Origin of the sequence: uncultured Desulfovibrio sp. (genome assembly GCF_910584445.1) — a bacterium.
In the GTDB taxonomy this organism is placed as follows: Bacteria; Desulfobacterota; Desulfovibrionia; order Desulfovibrionales; family Desulfovibrionaceae; genus Desulfovibrio.
This window is the reverse complement of sequence record NZ_CAJUBO010000001.1, coordinates 72,828-87,966: the sequence shown is the minus strand read 5'-3', so window position 1 is coordinate 87,966 and position 15,139 is coordinate 72,828. Positions and strand designations below refer to the sequence as shown.

Genomic DNA, 15,139 nt, shown 5'->3' with positions numbered 1-15,139 from the left:
CTATTTCCCGCGCAGCATTCTGGTTGTCGCATTCCGTCTGAGCGCTGCCAACATGCAGAATTTTTTTATTCTTTTTCTGAATTCAATAAGATATGTGTGCAGTCGCGAGAAATTTCCATATACTATATATTCATAAAACAAATAGTTTGGTGCGCGAATCACATCATTGAAGAAATGAATCTCTGTCTCTGAGTATAAATAATAGTGATTCTTTATATCATCTTTTGCCATCCCAACAATATTCAATAGCTTTTTAAAAGCGACTTCTTTATCAGCAAATCGATGGAAATGTTTGCTAAGTTCAAAAAAATTGAGCTTGCAGATGTCAATAAAGCTATTTTTTTTGTAGTATTCATATATGAGTTTATAGACATCAATTATATCATATTTATCTGTTATTTGAGAATCCTTGCCGCATATCGAATTCGCATGTTGCACATAATGATAAGCATTTGTATTCGTTATATAGATTTTTTCCTGAGGTAAAAATGTGGCGATATGAAAAAAGTTGTCGGTATAATCCAAGCCTTCTGGGAAGCGTACCGCAAGTCTTTCGATGTAGTCACGACGATAAAGGCAACAGCAATTGGAATAGGTAAAATTTCCGATATTTACATGGCAATCGACATATCCAGTCGTTGAAAAGCCTATTGTTTCGCCATAGCACCCTGGTTCAAATTGAACACTTGAGCCATCCTCATTTTCCAAAATGATATTGCTGTTCATGACCAGAGAGAGCTTATCTCTCTCGGCAATCTGAACAAGTTCCTCCAGATATCCCTCGTCTATCCAGTCATCGCTGTCCATGAAGTGAATATAGACGCCTCGCGCCACATCCATGCCTGTATTGCGTGCGGCGGCGCACCCCCTATTGCGTTGATGAGAAAGGACAGTTATGCGGGAATCTTTTGCCGCGCAAGCGTGAAGAATGGCAGGACACTCATCTGTACTGCCGTCATCAACACAAATGATTTCCAGATCCCGCAGCGTCTGTCTGCATATGGAGTCCAGACACTGCTGCAGGTAACGACTGGAATTATAGACCGGAATGATGATGGAAACGCAAGGCATAGAGGCTATCCGACAGGATCCTACTTCTGTATTTTGGCTTCCTTGCCCTTCACCATTTCTACATCTGTCTCAAGGGCATGCTTATCCGGCTGCCAGCCACTGTCGTTCTTTACTTCGTGGATAGGGTCGGCCAGCAGGAGTTCCTGGGCATCATTGAACTCCTCCACCATAAGCACGAACCCATCTTCCTGGGCGACGGCGGCATCGATACTGATCTCCGCAGTACCATCACCACCTTCAAGGACAATCTCAAAATGCTTGAGAGCATCAATAAAGGCGTTGAAACGCGTTTCCATGTCTTCGGGAGCGCCGGGGAGTGCCCTGAGCGCTGCCAGCACAGCTTCCGTGGAGGCGCCTGACATGAGATTTTCAAAAACCACCGTACCGATGCCGTTCATGCCGTAATAGATGCCGGTCTCGGAGTTGATGACGATGGCGATGCCGTCGGCGATATCGCTGAACATCTTGGCTTCGTTCAAGACATAGGTTGGCATTTGCTCTCTCCCTTCGCAAAATGGTTATCAGGTGGAGTGCGGACTACGCCGCTTAACGTCAAGCCTCATAAACAAAATATACATAATCAACTGCTAAGAATAACACCTATTGCATTAGAAAAACTTAAACATTTTTTCCATAATTCATGCTGCGTCTGATGACGAATAGCACTAAATATCTACATGGATACGCAATACAATTTGTAATATAATAATTGCATCTGCATCCTATTTGTTTTCCTGCAAATCTTTTTCAGCATAAATACAGATATCAGGATAGTTTGGATGGGTATTTTCCGATATAATTGTCATATTCGTGAACCCAAGATTATTTAAATATGAAATCAATGATTCGCGTTCTAGCCAGAATGAGTATGTATCCACTCCACCTAAAAATCTACTATTCTTGATATAATAATTATTTTTATGCATAAAAATCTTCTTTCCAGAATCAATTACTATATAATTATCTCTATCAAATGACCCTAAAGATTTTATTTTTTTCGCATCAAAATAATGTGTCCATAAAAATACACGGTTAAAATTTTTGCTGACATTTGTTAAAAAATTCAGGGGATCCGCCATATGATATAGAACTCCTATGGCAACACATAAATCAAAGTTCCCATATATAGATTCAGATAAATATTTCGTAAAATCCCCATACAAAATTTTTGCTTTTAATCCAAAGTAGTTTTTGAGAATCAGAGACTTTAAAAAACTCTGCGGATTTGCCTCAATCGCAGTAACAATCGCACCCCCTATCTTTTCAAGCATATACGTATGCCCACCTTCGAGAGGACCCAATTCCAATACGTTCATCCCCTGAAGTGCCTTGTTGTCTATGAGCCATTGGACTCTTGGATCTTGACAAAGAGGAATGTCCCCTGTGATGCTTGCTGCACCCGGGACAGAAGTGATCCATGAGTTATGAAAAATTGTAAAAGAGTTTATATCTGTTGGGAATTCCTTAGATAGCACAACTTCCTCTGACGTATGAACTCCTCTATTAGGGATTGATTTCTTTATAATTTCAACTACCCTATTTTTATAGTCGTACATTTCCACCCCCTTATTCTATTATAATTCTTATGCATAATATTTATTTTCTTGTTCATTTTTATACTATTTCTACAACACACAAAATCTCATGACACTATCCATGCTGAAATCTCTGAATTTAAACGTAAATATTCTATCCTTGACGTATAAAAACATATTCTCCTCGAGAGTCACACTCAAATAGCTGAAAGCTGTTCCATGAATTCCCGCAGGCAGCGCGTGTTGCGCGCGATATTGCGCGAAAGGTCGAAGCGGTAGAACGGCAGGTCGCGCACGAACTCGTACAGCTTGCCGATAGTCACGGCGTCCCTCGGGTTTCCCGTATTGTTGAGCGTGGAAAAGGCCAGCTCTTCCAGCGCACGTTCCCTGCTGCCAGGCTCGATGGAGGGTTCCACGCAGTCGCAGATATTCGGGAACATGCACAGGCGCACGGGATACCCGCGCCGGAACTGCTCATGATAGCACGCGATATTGAACATATATTTGTCCTTGCGGGCGTTGTTCGAAAGAAATTTTCCCCTGAAGCCGTCATACATGGCCTGGTAGGCGTGCGGCGACAGGGCGATGACGGAATAGACGGGCCACGCGCGCAGGATGTCCCGTTCCGTTCCGTCCTCTTTCCTGCCGAGGATGAGGTAGTCGTCCGAGACATATTCAAACCCGTCCAGCAGCGCATGCACCGACAGAGTGGACTTGCCCCGGTAGCCAAAGGCGCAGAGGAGCACGCCCGCGCCGTTCAGCCCCACCACCGCGCCATGGGCCAGGCTGCTGCCCGGCACGTTGCAGATGCGGAACAGCAACTGCACGAAAATATGTCCGCGCTTGATGAACTCCTCGGGGTCGAGGTCCTCAACGGCATAATAATAGGTATCGCGCTCCGGAGCGAAGGCCGAAAGACTGCCGTCGCCGGGCTGGATGTCCAGCAGCGGCCAATGGCGCAGCAGCTCCTCGTCGAAAACCTGGACGGCTTCGGCGCCGGCCATTCCCGTCAGGCGGCCAACGCGCAGCCTGCGGTACGACGTGCCATCGAGCACGCGGACCACGGCCAGCGCGGCCTCGGCCACGCTGCGCTCCTGCCAGATGACGAGCGTGGCATCAAACCCGGGCGCATCTTCACGCAGGGCACAGGTCATCTGCCGTTCCACATGGCGCAGGAAGGCCGCCGAATGACAGATGAGCCGCACCATGCGCGTGCCGCAGTCAAGAAAGCGGACCACCGGCGCAGGGCCGGCCATCTGCGCGCGCCGTGCCAGCGCCGCGCAGGCCTGCTCCCGCGCGGCGGGAGAAATCCCGTCAAAACGCATGGGTGACGATCCCCCTCTTGTGCGCGAGATACCAGCGCACGAAGGCCGGAATCCCGCGCAAGCGTTTCAACAGCAGAAATTTCAGGATGCGGCTGCCGTGGTGCCAGGGGCGATTCTTCAGCTCCACCACGCGGATGGCCTGGCAGTGGCGTTGGCGCGGCAAAAAATAGTCCTCGTCAAAAATGACCTGGTTGCAGAAATCCTCGATGCCGCCAGGCTCCGGGAACAGAACCTCCGGCCGGGGGAAAAGGCCCGGCACCACCGCGTTCATGAAGGCGGCCGCCAGGCATGTCTCCACCTCATGGCCGCTGGCGTCCGCGTCCGCACGCACGATGTCCCAGTCCAGCGGCGCGCCGCGCTGGAGCCAGGCGCAGTCTTCAAGAGAGAAAAAGACGCTGTGCAGCGAGGTATGCTCGCGCAGGTTCTTGGTCAGGTTTGCCATGACCAGAAAGCAGAGATCCTCGCGGCAGGGCAGCAACACATCCACGCCGAACGCCCTGACGGGCGTGGCGCGGGCGAACAGGCCCTCATGAAAGGCCGCATAGTCCCTGTCCGGGTCAAAAATGGAGTGGTGGACATCCACGGCGCTTTCCTTCTCGGTGTGGAAGTCCACCGCATGCTTCGATTCCTCGCGGCAATGCAGGTAGCCGAGTTCCTCGCCGATGCGCGTGGCTTCGCCGATGCGTTCCGCCGGGATGAGGATGTCCGCGTCGCCCATGGGTCTGGGCAGCTCCGGGCGCAGCACGCGCATGGCCGCGCCCTTGAAGAGCAGGATGGGGATGCCCGCCGCGACGAGCGCCTTGCCGATCCTGGAGAAATGGGCCAGCGTTTTCGTATTGGCAAAATGGAAAAAGCGGATGAGTCCGTCGATGCGCGGCCCCGCGTACTCGGAAAAGACAAGTTCGGGATGTTCGCGCCGGACATAGGCCAGGAGCAGGCTCTTGTGCGCGCCCATGACCTCGATGTCGCAGTGCTCAAGGCAGGCGTCGAGCATGGCCTGGGTGGGCGCCGCGGCAAAGCGGAAGTCCAGCAGGCACTGATCCCGCGCGTCCAGATGCGTCTGGTAGAGTCTGGCTACCACACGCCGCAATGCGGGATTTTCCGGCAAGCGGTCCATACCTGTGCAAACTCCGGTCACATCCTCGAAGCAGACCTGTCCGATATGGATGGGTCTTTATTTCATCAACATATGGTATGTCAATGAATACGGCAACAAAAAATACCGCGCCGGCATCCCCATGCAGCGGCGCGGTGAAAGCCCTGATTTCCTACAGGTTGGCGGCGTACCAGTCCCCGGCCAGGCGCAGGCCCTCGCGCACGTCATAGCGCGGCGCGTAGCCGAGCAGGTCGCGGGCGCGGCTGATGTCCGCCAGGGAATGACGCACGTCCCCGGCGCGGAAGTCGCGGTGCACGGGTTCGGCCGTGGCCGCGGCGGCCCTGTGGCGGCTCACCTCGTCGCGGATGAGGACAAAGAGTTCGTTGAGCGTGGTCCGCTGGCCGAAGGCCACGTTATAGATGCGGTTCTGCGCGTCGCCTTCCGCCAGGCTGGCGAGCAGGTTGGCCTGCACCACGTTGTCGATATAGCAGAAATCGCGGCTGGTCTCGCCATCGCCGTTGATATAGACGGTCTCGCCCTTGAGCAGGCTCGCGAACCACTGCGGGATGACGGCGGCATAGGCGCCGTAGGGGTCCTGCCGCTGCCCGAAGACGTTGAAATAGCGCAGCCCGATGCTCACGAACCCGTAGCAGCGCGCGAACACATCGGCATACAGCTCGTCCACATACTTGGTGACGGCATAGGGCGAGAGCGGCCGCCCGATCTTGTCCTCCACCTTGGGCAGTTCCGGCGAATCGCCATAGGTCGAGGACGAGGCGGCATAGACGAAGCTTCTGGTCCCGGCATCGCGGGCGGCCACGAGCATGTTCAGGAAGCCGTCGATATTGCAGCCGTTGGAAAGAAGCGGATCGTCGATGGAGCGGGGCACCGAGCCAAGCGCGGCCTCATGGAGCACATGCTCCACGCCCGCGCAGGCGCGGCGGCAGGTATCGAGATCGCGGATATCCCCCTCGATGAAGGTGAAGCGGGACCAGGACTCGTCGCCCACGGCCGCGCGCACCATGTCGAGATTTTTCCGGTAGCCGGTGAGAAAGTTGTCCAGCCCCACCACGGTCTGCCCAAGGCCGAGCAGATGCTCCAGCAGGTTGGAACCGATAAAGCCGGCAACGCCGGTGACAAGCCAGCGCGACGGAGCGGCGGAAAGGCGGTCGCGCAGTTGTGCGTATGCGTTCATGGTGCGTCCTGTCGTCTGCAAGGCGCCGGCGCGGCGCGGGCCGCCCCGGACATATCCTGATCCCGCTCTCTCTTAGCCGCTTAACTTCCCGCTGTAAAGGCCGCCGCCGGCCGGCTGGCCCGCAAAAACGCGCGCCCGGGCGCCCGGACGCGGCATGCCTCAGGCGTGCCCCTGGCGCGGCGCGCCAAAGCTCCCGCCCTCGGCGCTCATGCGGAAGACGCGCACCACATAGCCCGCTTCCCCGTCGGCGTCCGCGGCCACCGCGTCCGGCTCCCCTGTGCCTTCAGGGCCGCCGGGGGCGGTGGTGCCGCCGCACATGGGGCAGGCATTGGTGACGAGCAGGCACGAGGCGTCCAGCTCCAGCGGATCAATGCCGGCCTCGTCCAGCAGCCGCGTGGCGCGGCCCGGCTCCCAGAGGACCGGCGCGCCGCAGCGGCCGCATTCCACATAGAGCAGTTCCGGGTCGTAGCCCCGCCCGGCTCCGGCCAGGGCAACGGCAAGCGGAGGGGCCGCGCGCCGGAAGCGGCCCCCGGCCCTGACCTCCAGGCGCAGCAGACGCCCGCGCGCCAGCGCGGCGCGCCGGGCGCGACGCCCGAGGAGCGCCGCCTTGCCTTGGGCCGTCCAGACCGCTATGTTCCTTCCATGCCGGAAATATCGCGTCATATTCGTCTCTTGCCCTCCGCATTGCGGAATCAGATCGCCGCCGGAGAAGTCGTGGAGCGCCCGGCCAGCGTGCTCAAGGAGCTGGTGGAGAACAGCCTTGACGCCGGGTCCAGCGCCGTGGATGTGCGCCTGGACAATGGCGGGCAAAGCCTCATCCGCGTCCGGGATGACGGCTGCGGCATCCCCGCGGCGGAGCTGGAGCTTGCCATCACGCGCCACGCCACCAGCAAGATCACGGCGCTGGAAGACCTGGAGCATGTCCGCTCCTACGGCTTCCGGGGCGAGGCGCTGCCGAGCATTGCCTCCGTCTCGCGGCTGCGCCTGGTGTCGGCGGCCGCCGGGGCGGAGGTGGCGCACGCGCTGGAAGTGGAACATGGCCGCGTTACGGCGTCAAGCCCGGCCGCGCTCCCCCGGGGCACCCTGGTGGAGGTGCGGGACCTCTTCGCCAACGTCCCGGCGCGGCTCAAATTTCTCAAAAGTCCCGCCACCGAGTTCCGCCGCGCCCAGGACTGGCTCTCGCGTCTGGCCCTGGCCCGGACAAAGTCCGCCTTTACCCTGAGCGCGGGCGAGCGGGAGGTGCTCCGCTTTCTCCCCGGCCAGGACCTGCGCGGGCGCCTCGGCGTCATCTGGCCCGGCAGCATCGTGCGGGAACTCCTGCCCTTTGATGCGGAACGCCACGGCATCCGCTGCCACGGCCTTGCCGCGCCCGCAGGCATGCGCCAGCAGCGGGCGGACCGCGTCCTGCTCTACGTCAACGGGCGCGCCGTAACCGACAAGCGCCTTTTCGCGGCCGTGCGCGAAGCCTACAAGGGGCGGCTCATCAGCCGCGAATACCCGCTGGCCGCGCTCTTTCTGGAAATTCCGCCGGAAGAGGTGGATGTCAACGTCCATCCGGCCAAGTCGGAGGTGCGCTTCCGGGACGAATCCGCGGTGTTCTCGGCGGTGCTCCACGCCCTGCGCGGCGCGCTGGACAACGCCGTTTTCGCCGGGGCGTTCCCGGAGGCGCCGGAGGCGCCGGCAGCGGCGGAACAGGACGGCCCCGCCGCCGGTCTCCCGGACAGGGAGCCGCGCCGTCCGGGCTTCTGGGGCAGTCTGGACGCGCCCCGTCTTCTGCGCCCCGACGAAAGCGAAACCCCGGGAAGCTGGGAAGTCCGCCGGACGGAAGCCCCCGAAAACCCGGGGGACACGCCCCGGCCCGTCACATCGCGGGCGTCGCTGCCGCGCGCGGCGGCCCCCCTGCGCGAGGTCGCGGCGCCCTTCGGGGGCGCCGACCCAATGCCTGCCGACCCGGCGCCCGCCGCCATGGCCGCCCGGCGCCCCGCACCGGCGGCTTCCGGTCAGGCCGTCCCTTCCGCCGCGCCCCGCGAGCCGCTGGCCGTCGGCGGTTTCAGCTACCTGGGCCAGGTGGCCGATACCTATCTGGTGCTTCGTGACGCGCAGGGCGCGCTCGTCCTGGTGGACCAGCACGCGGCCCATGAGCGCGTCCTCCACGCCCGCATCGCGGCGGGCGGCTTTTCCGGCACCGGCCAGTTGCTGGCCCTGCCGCTGGAACTGCGCCTGGATGCCGCCGAACGCGAGCGCCTTCAGGAGGCGCGCCCGGCGCTGGAGCAACTGGGCTTTGCGCTGGAATGCGCGGGCGATGTGCTTCTGGCGCGGGCCATGCCGCCGGGACTTTCCCGGCGCGAAGCCGGGGCGTTTCTCCGCGAGGCCCTTGCGGGCATGCGCGACGACCTGGACGACATCTTCGTTTCCATGGCCTGCAAGGCCGCCATCAAGGCGGGCCAGCGCCTCACGGACGACGAGGCCGCCGGGCTGCTCGCCCAGTGGCTGGCAACGCCGGGCGCGCCCACCTGCCCGCACGGCCGCCCCTGCGTCCTGCGCTGGGACGCGGCGGACCTGGAGCGGCTCTTCAAGCGCCGCTGAGTCTGCCGAAGCGGGCTGCCCGCTTCGACCGCCCACGCGCAACGCCCGGGCGCGGAGAGGCGCGGACTCCGCCAGAGCGGGCTGGAGAATTTCCTCACCGGGCCGCTCTGCTCTCCCGCAACCGCATCGTGGAAAAGCGCTTTTTTGATGCCCTACGCTGTCTGGGACTTGTCATCCGCGTGGTCCGGCGCCGGCGTGTCCGTGCCACCGGCATCCCGGCCCTCCCGCGCGGGCGCGGGTTCGGGCGTCCGGCGCCGCACAGGTCTCGGCCGGGCGCGGCGTCCGCCAGGCCGCGCGGACGTTCCGGCGCTCTCCCGGTCCATCCCCGCCCGCGGCGCCCGCGGGACGGCGCCGGACGGTGCCCGGCCGCCGGCGCGGGGCGGCAGATCCTTGACGTGGACATCGAGCTGCGGGAAGGCGATCTCGATATGCGCCTCGCGGAAGAGCTTTTCGATCCCCAGGCGGATGTCCGAGGCCGTGCCCGCGCCCAGCTCGAAATCCTTGACCCAGAAGCGCAGCGCGAAATCCAGCGAACTGGCCCCGAAATCCATGAAGACGACACTGGGCACGGGATATTTGAGCACATTCTCATGCGCCTTGGCTACGGAGATGAGCAACCGGCCCACTTCGGCGGTATCCGAGCCGTAGGCCACCCCCACCCGGACTTCCCGGCGCGCGCTGCGGCTGAAGCGCGTCCAGTTGATCAGACGGTTGGACATGAACTCGCTGTTGGGCACATAGATGAGGGCGTTGTCATAGGTCTCCACCATGGTGGCGCGCACGCTGATCTTGCGGACCTTGCCGGTGACGCCCCCCACCTCCACCACGTCCCCGGCCTGGAGGGTGCGGCTGAAAATGAGGATCAGGCCGGAAAGGAAGTTGTTGACGATGGTCTGCATGCCAAAGCCGATGCCCACCGAAAGGCCGCCGGCCACCATGGCGAGGCTGCTCAGTTCAAGGCCCAGCGCCCGCAGCACGAAGAGGCCGAAAACGGCCCATGCGGCATAGGTCAGCGCGGTCTGGAGCGGCGGGATGAGCGTGGCGTCGAAGCGCAGCCCCTTGGCGGGCAGACGCGCGAGAAAGCGCGTGCCCATGGAGACCACCGTGCGCGTGAGAAAGAACACGCTGATGATGAGCAGGGCCTGGATGATGTTGAACTGGGTCTGGCCCACGCTCACGCCCTTGAGGGCGTACTCGCTCAGCAGATAGGTGCCGCCCGGCAGGGTCCCCACCCAGAGGAGCACGCCCACCACCGCCACCACAAGGACCACCGGCGCGGCCAGGGCCACGGCCAGCCGGGCCAGGGCGGCGCCCGCGCCCTCGCGCGGGAGATGCTCGTTGAAGCTGCTCACCAGCGCCATGCCGCCCCGGCACAGTTCCAGCGCCAGCGACAGGGAGACAAAGAGCAGGTAGAGGGCCATGCTGTAGATATGCAGCCCGGTGAGCGCAAGGAAGAGGCAGATCCAGAGGATGGCCGGCTCGGATTCCAGAACGCCCCGCTCCAGCTTGAACGGACCCAGGTCGGGCAGGGGCGTCTTTCTGCGGCGCCAGAGCGAAAAGGTGACGAAGCCCGCCCAGATGACAAGCACCAGCGGCTGGATGAGCGGCAGGTAGAGCAGGGCGTAGGCGCCGAGCGTGAGCGGCAGGAGCCGGAGCAGGGGCGAGGCGGCCGCCGGCGCATCGGGATACTGGAGACGGCGCAGATCCCAGGCGAGGAAGACCTGCCCCAGGATGAGGCAGAGATTGCCCACGGCAAGGAAGAGGCGGAAAAAGTCGCCGTAGGCGGTAAGGGCGCTTCCCAGCAGGGCCAGGCCCAGACAGAGCCAGGGCAGGCTCCGGCGGAAGAGATGCCGCGCCGCGGGCGGGGCGCCGGGCGAAAGCCAGCGCCGCTGGAGCAGAGCGGCGAGCGCGCCGGTAAAGAGCAGGCAGATGAAAAAACGCAGGGCCGCTATGCCCCACTGCGGCGGCGTGGTGGGCATTTCCACGGGCAGGCGCAGGAGCATGGCCTGCCAGGAATAGAACATCTTCTGCGAAAAGTCGGCCCAGGCGTCGGGGCTGAGCCAGGGCAGCGGACCCCGGAGATAATACTCCTTCCAGAGGCCCGGCAGCTGCGCCGTGATGGCGGCGCGCGTCTCCTCCAGGCGCGTGAGCAGCCGCAGGGACGGCGCCAGGGAGCCATACTGGGCGAGCACCGCGGTGAGCCGCAGACGCGCGCGGGTGACTCCCTCCACATAGGCCTGCATTTCGGGACTGATATGCCCCTGCTGGACTTCATCCGGCAGGCTCGCGGCCATGTAGTTGACGCGCTCGAGCAGGCTCTCGGCTTCGGAGCGGGCCACGGTCACGGGTTCCAGCACCAGGTGGAGATCGCCGATGGTGGCGGCGATGCGGCGGCTCACGGCCTCCATGGCATTGGGGTGGCCCTTGAAGGTATTGGCAAAGACGAGCAGGCGGCGCCCCTCTTCCTCAAACGGCTGGAGCTGGCGCGAAAGATTCTCCGTCTGGGCGCCGAAACTGTCGCTGAGCTTGAGCGCGGTCTGGCGCACCTCGTCGAGCATGGCGCGCTGTCCGGTCCACACGGCCTCCCAGGCGGCGTTTCCCGCTGGCTCGGCGGGTCCGGACGGCGCCGTGTCCTCCGCGGCGCCGCCTGCCTCTCCGGCAGTATGCGCGGCGCCGGGGGCAGCCGCGCTTTCCGCCGCCGTCTTGCCGCCCGGCGTTTCCCGGGCAGCGGCAGCGGCCATCCCGCCGGTGGCGGCCGGAACGGACGCCGGAGCGCAGGGCAGCAAAAGGCCGCCCAGGACAAGGGCGGCCGACAACAGGGCGCGAAACAACGGGGACAGGCAGGACAACGCGCGCCCCGGCCGCCGGACGTGGAACAGGGAAGATCGGGACATGGGCGCCGCTAGTCTCCGCGCAGATGCTCGTCTTCTTCCTGCCGGGCCTTGCAGTTGATGCACAGGCGCGTGACAGGCCGGGCCTTGAGGCGGGGGATGCTGATCTCCTCGCCGCATTCCTCGCAGATGCCGTAGGTGCCGTCCTCGATACGCTGGAGGGCCGCCTGGATCTTGCGGATGAGGCGCCGCTCCCTGTCGCGGAGGCGCAGGGTGAACGCGCGGTCGGACTCGGCCGTGGCCCTGTCCGCCGGATCGGCGAAGACCTCGTTGCTGTCCGTCAGTTCCTCGATGGTGCTGTCGCCGTTCTGCTGGGCTTCTTCCAGCATCCCGGAAAGCAGCTTGCGGAAATATTCGATATCATTGTGATCCATACGAACCTCCGGTCACATGGCGCGGGGGGGATTGGTGAAGATGGCGGAAAGGCCATGTCCCGCCGCGGCACGGTCCGTGCCCGGTCAGGAGAGAAGCCTATAGCTGTTCCCTCTGTGCTTGTAAAGGGAGCGCGGGGGTGGCCGCCCTGTCCCGCATCTCCGCCCGGATCTCCCCGCGCGCGTCTTCCCAGGCGGGAAGCCCCCAGCCCGGCGCTTCGCCGGGCGTCACGTCCAGACGCAGCGCCCCCACGGCCACGCTCACGCGGGCGCCGTGGCGCGCCGCGTCTCTGGCCCTGGGCGCGCAGGCCGCCATGAGGGCCGCCGCCTCCCGGAGCACCGGGCGCTCCCAGCCGAGTCCCCCCCGCGCCAGGGCCAGCGGTCCCGGCAGTCCCACCAGGCGCAGCAGCGCGTCCTCCGGCCCGGCGGCTTGGGCAAGGCGTTCGTTGTCCCGGTTGTTGCGCCCCACGCACAGCCAGTGCCAGCGTCCCCCGGCTTCGCGCCAGTACTGGCGTCCGGTCCCGGCCAGCCGGAAGTCCCGGGCCGCGGGGCCGCCCGCGGGCGCTCCCGCCGGCGGCCGCGTCAGCACGCACCAGTACCGGCGGGCATTCTCCCGCTCGGTGAGGCGGCAGCCGCCACCGGGGGTGGGGATCTCCGCAAGGCCGAATTCCCGGGCAAGCGCCAGCTGGTCGCCCCGGCCGCGCCCGGAGATGCCGAGCAGGCGTTCCCGGTCCACCAGGCCGGACTCCTCGGCCTCTGTGGGCGGCAGATGCCTGGCGCAGAGCGGCCGCAGGAGCAGCCCGCGCACCCCGGCCTCGCGCGGGATGAGATGGAGGGTATCCAGCCGCTGCGACATGGGCCGCTGCCCCAGCACCTCGCCGCTGGCGAGAAATTTCGCGCCGACGGATTCCATGTGGCGGCGCGCCGCGCGCAGGAGCAGGATCTTGCAGTCCACGCAGGGGTTGAGCGCCTTGCCGAAACCGTGTTCCGGCCGCTCGCGGAGCAGGGCGGCGAACGCCTCGCCCACGTCGGCCACGTCGATGTCAAGCCCGTGGAGCCGCCGCCAGCGCGGCACGGCGCCAGGCTCGCCGAAAAAGGGCGAGGCGCAGTGCAGGCAGCGCACCGTAAGCCCCTGGGCCGCCAGCACCCTGGCCGCGAGGATGCTGTCCAGACCGCCGGAAAAAAGCAGAACCACATCAGGAGTCGCCATCATGGCGGATGGTGTACGCAAGGACGGCCGCCAAGGCAAGGCCGGAACCCCGCGCGGCGGGATGCCATTGGAAAGAGCCGCTTTCGGGATGCGGGACGCCGCGAACACATGCCCTTCGGTTGGCGGGTATCTCCGGCGTGAGGAATGACAGCTTTCCGCCATGTCGAAGTCATCCGTCAAAAACAGTCTTTTTTCGGATCCCTCCGACGACAGCCCCGCCCTGCGCTTCGCTCCGGGCGGACAGTGGAAGAGTCGTCTCTCGCGGTTTCGGGAATTTTCAAGAAGAGACAATTGTCCCGTTTCTCACCATCCGTTGCTCTCAATGCGTTGCATTGAGAGCAACGCGAACGGGGGTTTGGGGGCCATCGGCCCCCAACGGGGCGCGGGGCGGCCCCCCGCGTCGGGAAATCCGCCATTTCCCAGCCGCGCCCGCGCGGAGCGCCGCTGCTGACTTTCCGCCGCTTCCGGGCTATGCTGCGGCCATGACCGCTCCGCATCCAGAGGCCGCGTTCCGTTCCTTCCGCCTTGTCTGCGAGCCGGGGAGCATCCCGCGGGTGGAGGCGCTCCTGCGCGCCCAGGGCTACGAATTCGAGCCTGAGCCGTTTTCCCCTTTCTGCCGTCGCCTCGTGGCCGAGCCGGTCCCGCTGGGCCGTTCCCTGGCCGCGTTCTTCGGCTATATCTACATCCAGGACCGTTCCTCCATGCTGCCGCCCCTGGCCCTTGCCCCGGAACCGGGCGGCGCGGTGCTCGACATCTGCGCGAGTCCGGGCAGCAAGAGCGGCTTCCTCGCGCAGCTCGTGGGAACGGGGGGCTTCGTTCTCGCCAATGAGCCAAATCCCGCGCGGCTCGCCACCCTGCGCGCCAATCTGCATGCCTGCAATCTCCTTCAGGCCGCCACCTGCGCCTGCCCGGGCGAACGCCTGCCTTTGCGCCCCGCCTCGTGGCGCCGCATCCTGCTCGATCCGCCCTGCTCGGGCTGGGGCACGGCGGCCAAGCACCCGCGCACGCTCACGCTCTGGCGCGAGGACAAGGTGGCGCCGCTGGTCGGCCTCCAGCAGCGGCTGCTGCGCCATGCGGCCCTGCTGCTGGCGCCGGGCGGGCACCTGCTCTATTCCACCTGCACCACCAACGAGGCGGAAAACGAGGCCCAGGTGCGCTTCGCCGAAGAGGAGCTGGGCCTCGCGCGCGTGCCGCTCGCGCCCTTTCCCGGTTTTGCCTGGGAGGAACGCGCCGGCGGCCGGGGCACCCTGCGGGTGGACGGCGCCCGTTCCCAGGCCCAGGGCTTTTATCTGGCCCTCCTGCGCGCGCCCGCGGCCAGTGCGCCCCCCGACGCCGGCGAACACCCCGCCAGGACCCGGCGGCCGGCCCGGGCGGCACCAGGCTCGCCGCTTGCCCCCGATGCCCTTGCCGGACCCTGCTGCGACCCGGAGCGCCTGCCCCCGGGCACGGTCCTGCGCTTTGGCGACAAGGTGCGCTTTGTGCCGGAAGCGGCGTCGGCGTGTCTTCCCCCCGGCTTCGGCTGGCAGGCCGCCCTTCTGGGCCGCACGGACGGCGCGGGCGCCTTTGTTCCGGCCCCGCGCCTGCGCTGCCTTGCGCCGCGGAACAGGGACGGCGGCCCGGAGGCTCCCGCCCTGGTGCTGGAGGACGTGGCCGACGTGACGGCCCTTCTGGAAGGCCGCTCGCGCGATACCGGCCTTGCGGGACGCGAGGCGGCGCTCTGGTGGCGGGACCTGCCGCTCGGCTGTCTCGGCCTGCGGCGGGGGCGGGCGCTGGCCGCCTTCCGGTAGCGCCGGCCTGGCGCGTTGCGCGGCCGATGCCCGCGCCGCGCCCCGCTTGCCTGCGCCGGGAGAATCCGGCAT

12 protein-coding genes are annotated in these 15,139 nt (G+C 63.8%); 2 read left to right on the top strand and 10 right to left on the bottom strand.

All coding sequences use genetic code 11. The features are described from left to right. From QZ294_RS00370 to QZ294_RS00340, 7 genes are all read right to left on the bottom strand, one after another. A complete protein-coding gene (locus tag QZ294_RS00370; protein ID WP_297045034.1) occupies nt 1-1,071 on the bottom strand; it encodes a glycosyltransferase family 2 protein in 1,071 nt (356 codons plus the stop codon). A gap of 20 nt (nt 1,072-1,091) precedes the next feature. Then, nucleotides 1,092-1,565 carry a PqqD family protein gene (locus QZ294_RS00365; protein WP_297045031.1) on the bottom strand — a complete coding sequence of 158 codons (474 nt, stop codon included), beginning with the start codon at nt 1,563-1,565 and terminating at the stop codon, nt 1,092-1,094. Between the two features lie 228 nt (nt 1,566-1,793). Further along, nucleotides 1,794-2,627, bottom strand: coding sequence for a class I SAM-dependent methyltransferase (locus QZ294_RS00360; RefSeq protein WP_297045028.1), 834 nt, complete (start codon nt 2,625-2,627; stop codon nt 1,794-1,796). 176 nt (nt 2,628-2,803) lie between these two features. Beyond that, nucleotides 2,804-3,931, bottom strand: a complete 1,128-nt coding sequence (locus QZ294_RS00355) for a hypothetical protein (RefSeq protein ID WP_297045026.1) — start codon at nt 3,929-3,931, stop codon at nt 2,804-2,806. Continuing rightward, the gene (locus tag QZ294_RS00350; RefSeq protein ID WP_297045023.1) at nt 3,921-5,048 is read right to left on the bottom strand and encodes a nucleotidyltransferase family protein; all 1,128 of its coding nucleotides are present in this window, start codon (nt 5,046-5,048) and stop codon (nt 3,921-3,923) included. Before QZ294_RS00350 ends, QZ294_RS00355 begins: the two co-directional genes overlap by 11 nt. Before the next feature lie 151 nt (nt 5,049-5,199). Further along, nucleotides 5,200-6,222, bottom strand: a complete 1,023-nt coding sequence (locus QZ294_RS00345) for an NAD-dependent epimerase/dehydratase family protein (protein ID WP_297045020.1) — start codon at nt 6,220-6,222, stop codon at nt 5,200-5,202. Nucleotides 6,223-6,381: 159 nt separating this feature from the next. Beyond that, entirely contained in the window at nt 6,382-6,885 is a 504-nt protein-coding gene (locus tag QZ294_RS00340) for a hypothetical protein (protein WP_297045017.1), read from the bottom strand. On the opposite strand from QZ294_RS00340, the gene mutL reads away from it, so the two are divergent. Further along, on the top strand, nt 6,865-8,808 hold the full coding sequence (mutL, locus tag QZ294_RS00335; RefSeq protein ID WP_297045014.1) for a DNA mismatch repair endonuclease MutL: 1,944 nt from the start codon (nt 6,865-6,867) through the stop codon (nt 8,806-8,808). The two genes, QZ294_RS00340 and mutL, sit on opposite strands and share 21 nt — an antisense overlap. 152 nt (nt 8,809-8,960) lie before the next feature. On the opposite strand, the gene QZ294_RS00330 is transcribed toward mutL, so the two are convergent. The 3 genes from QZ294_RS00330 to QZ294_RS00320 all read right to left on the bottom strand — a co-directional run bounded on the left by QZ294_RS00330 (nt 8,961) and on the right by QZ294_RS00320 (nt 13,301). Beyond that, on the bottom strand, nt 8,961-11,702 hold the full coding sequence (locus QZ294_RS00330; RefSeq protein WP_297045011.1) for a mechanosensitive ion channel domain-containing protein: 2,742 nt from the start codon (nt 11,700-11,702) through the stop codon (nt 8,961-8,963). 8 nt (nt 11,703-11,710) lie between these two features. After that, entirely contained in the window at nt 11,711-12,073 is a 363-nt protein-coding gene (gene dksA, locus QZ294_RS00325) for an RNA polymerase-binding protein DksA (protein ID WP_165078588.1), read from the bottom strand. Nucleotides 12,074-12,170: 97 nt separating this feature from the next. Then, on the bottom strand, nt 12,171-13,301 hold the full coding sequence (locus tag QZ294_RS00320) for a tRNA(5-methylaminomethyl-2-thiouridylate) methyltransferase (protein WP_366140541.1): 1,131 nt from the start codon (nt 13,299-13,301) through the stop codon (nt 12,171-12,173). Between the two features lie 461 nt (nt 13,302-13,762). Between QZ294_RS00320 and QZ294_RS00315 the strand changes: the two genes are divergently transcribed. Continuing rightward, complete coding sequence (locus QZ294_RS00315; protein ID WP_297045005.1) at nt 13,763-15,067, top strand: RsmB/NOP family class I SAM-dependent RNA methyltransferase; 1,305 nt, start codon at nt 13,763-13,765, stop codon at nt 15,065-15,067. Nucleotides 15,068-15,139 lie beyond the last annotated feature (72 nt).

Bases quoted from the DNA above. Each gene is read 5' to 3' on its own strand.
- QZ294_RS00340 (WP_297045017.1), bottom strand. From the start codon at position 6,885: ATGACGCGATATTTCCGGCATGGAAGGAACATAGCGGTCTGGACGGCC.
- QZ294_RS00315 (WP_297045005.1), top strand. From the start codon at position 13,763: ATGACCGCTCCGCATCCAGAGGCCGCGTTCCGTTCCTTCCGCCTTGTC.
- dksA (WP_165078588.1), bottom strand. From the start codon at position 12,073: ATGGATCACAATGATATCGAATATTTCCGCAAGCTGCTTTCCGGGATG.
- QZ294_RS00365 (WP_297045031.1), bottom strand. From the start codon at position 1,565: ATGCCAACCTATGTCTTGAACGAAGCCAAGATGTTCAGCGATATCGCC.
- mutL (WP_297045014.1), top strand. From the start codon at position 6,865: ATGCCGGAAATATCGCGTCATATTCGTCTCTTGCCCTCCGCATTGCGG.
- QZ294_RS00330 (WP_297045011.1), bottom strand. From the start codon at position 11,702: ATGTCCCGATCTTCCCTGTTCCACGTCCGGCGGCCGGGGCGCGCGTTG.
- QZ294_RS00355 (WP_297045026.1), bottom strand. From the start codon at position 3,931: ATGCGTTTTGACGGGATTTCTCCCGCCGCGCGGGAGCAGGCCTGCGCG.
- QZ294_RS00350 (WP_297045023.1), bottom strand. From the start codon at position 5,048: ATGGACCGCTTGCCGGAAAATCCCGCATTGCGGCGTGTGGTAGCCAGA.
- QZ294_RS00370 (WP_297045034.1), bottom strand. From the start codon at position 1,071: ATGCCTTGCGTTTCCATCATCATTCCGGTCTATAATTCCAGTCGTTAC.
- QZ294_RS00360 (WP_297045028.1), bottom strand. From the start codon at position 2,627: ATGTACGACTATAAAAATAGGGTAGTTGAAATTATAAAGAAATCAATC.
- QZ294_RS00345 (WP_297045020.1), bottom strand. From the start codon at position 6,222: ATGAACGCATACGCACAACTGCGCGACCGCCTTTCCGCCGCTCCGTCG.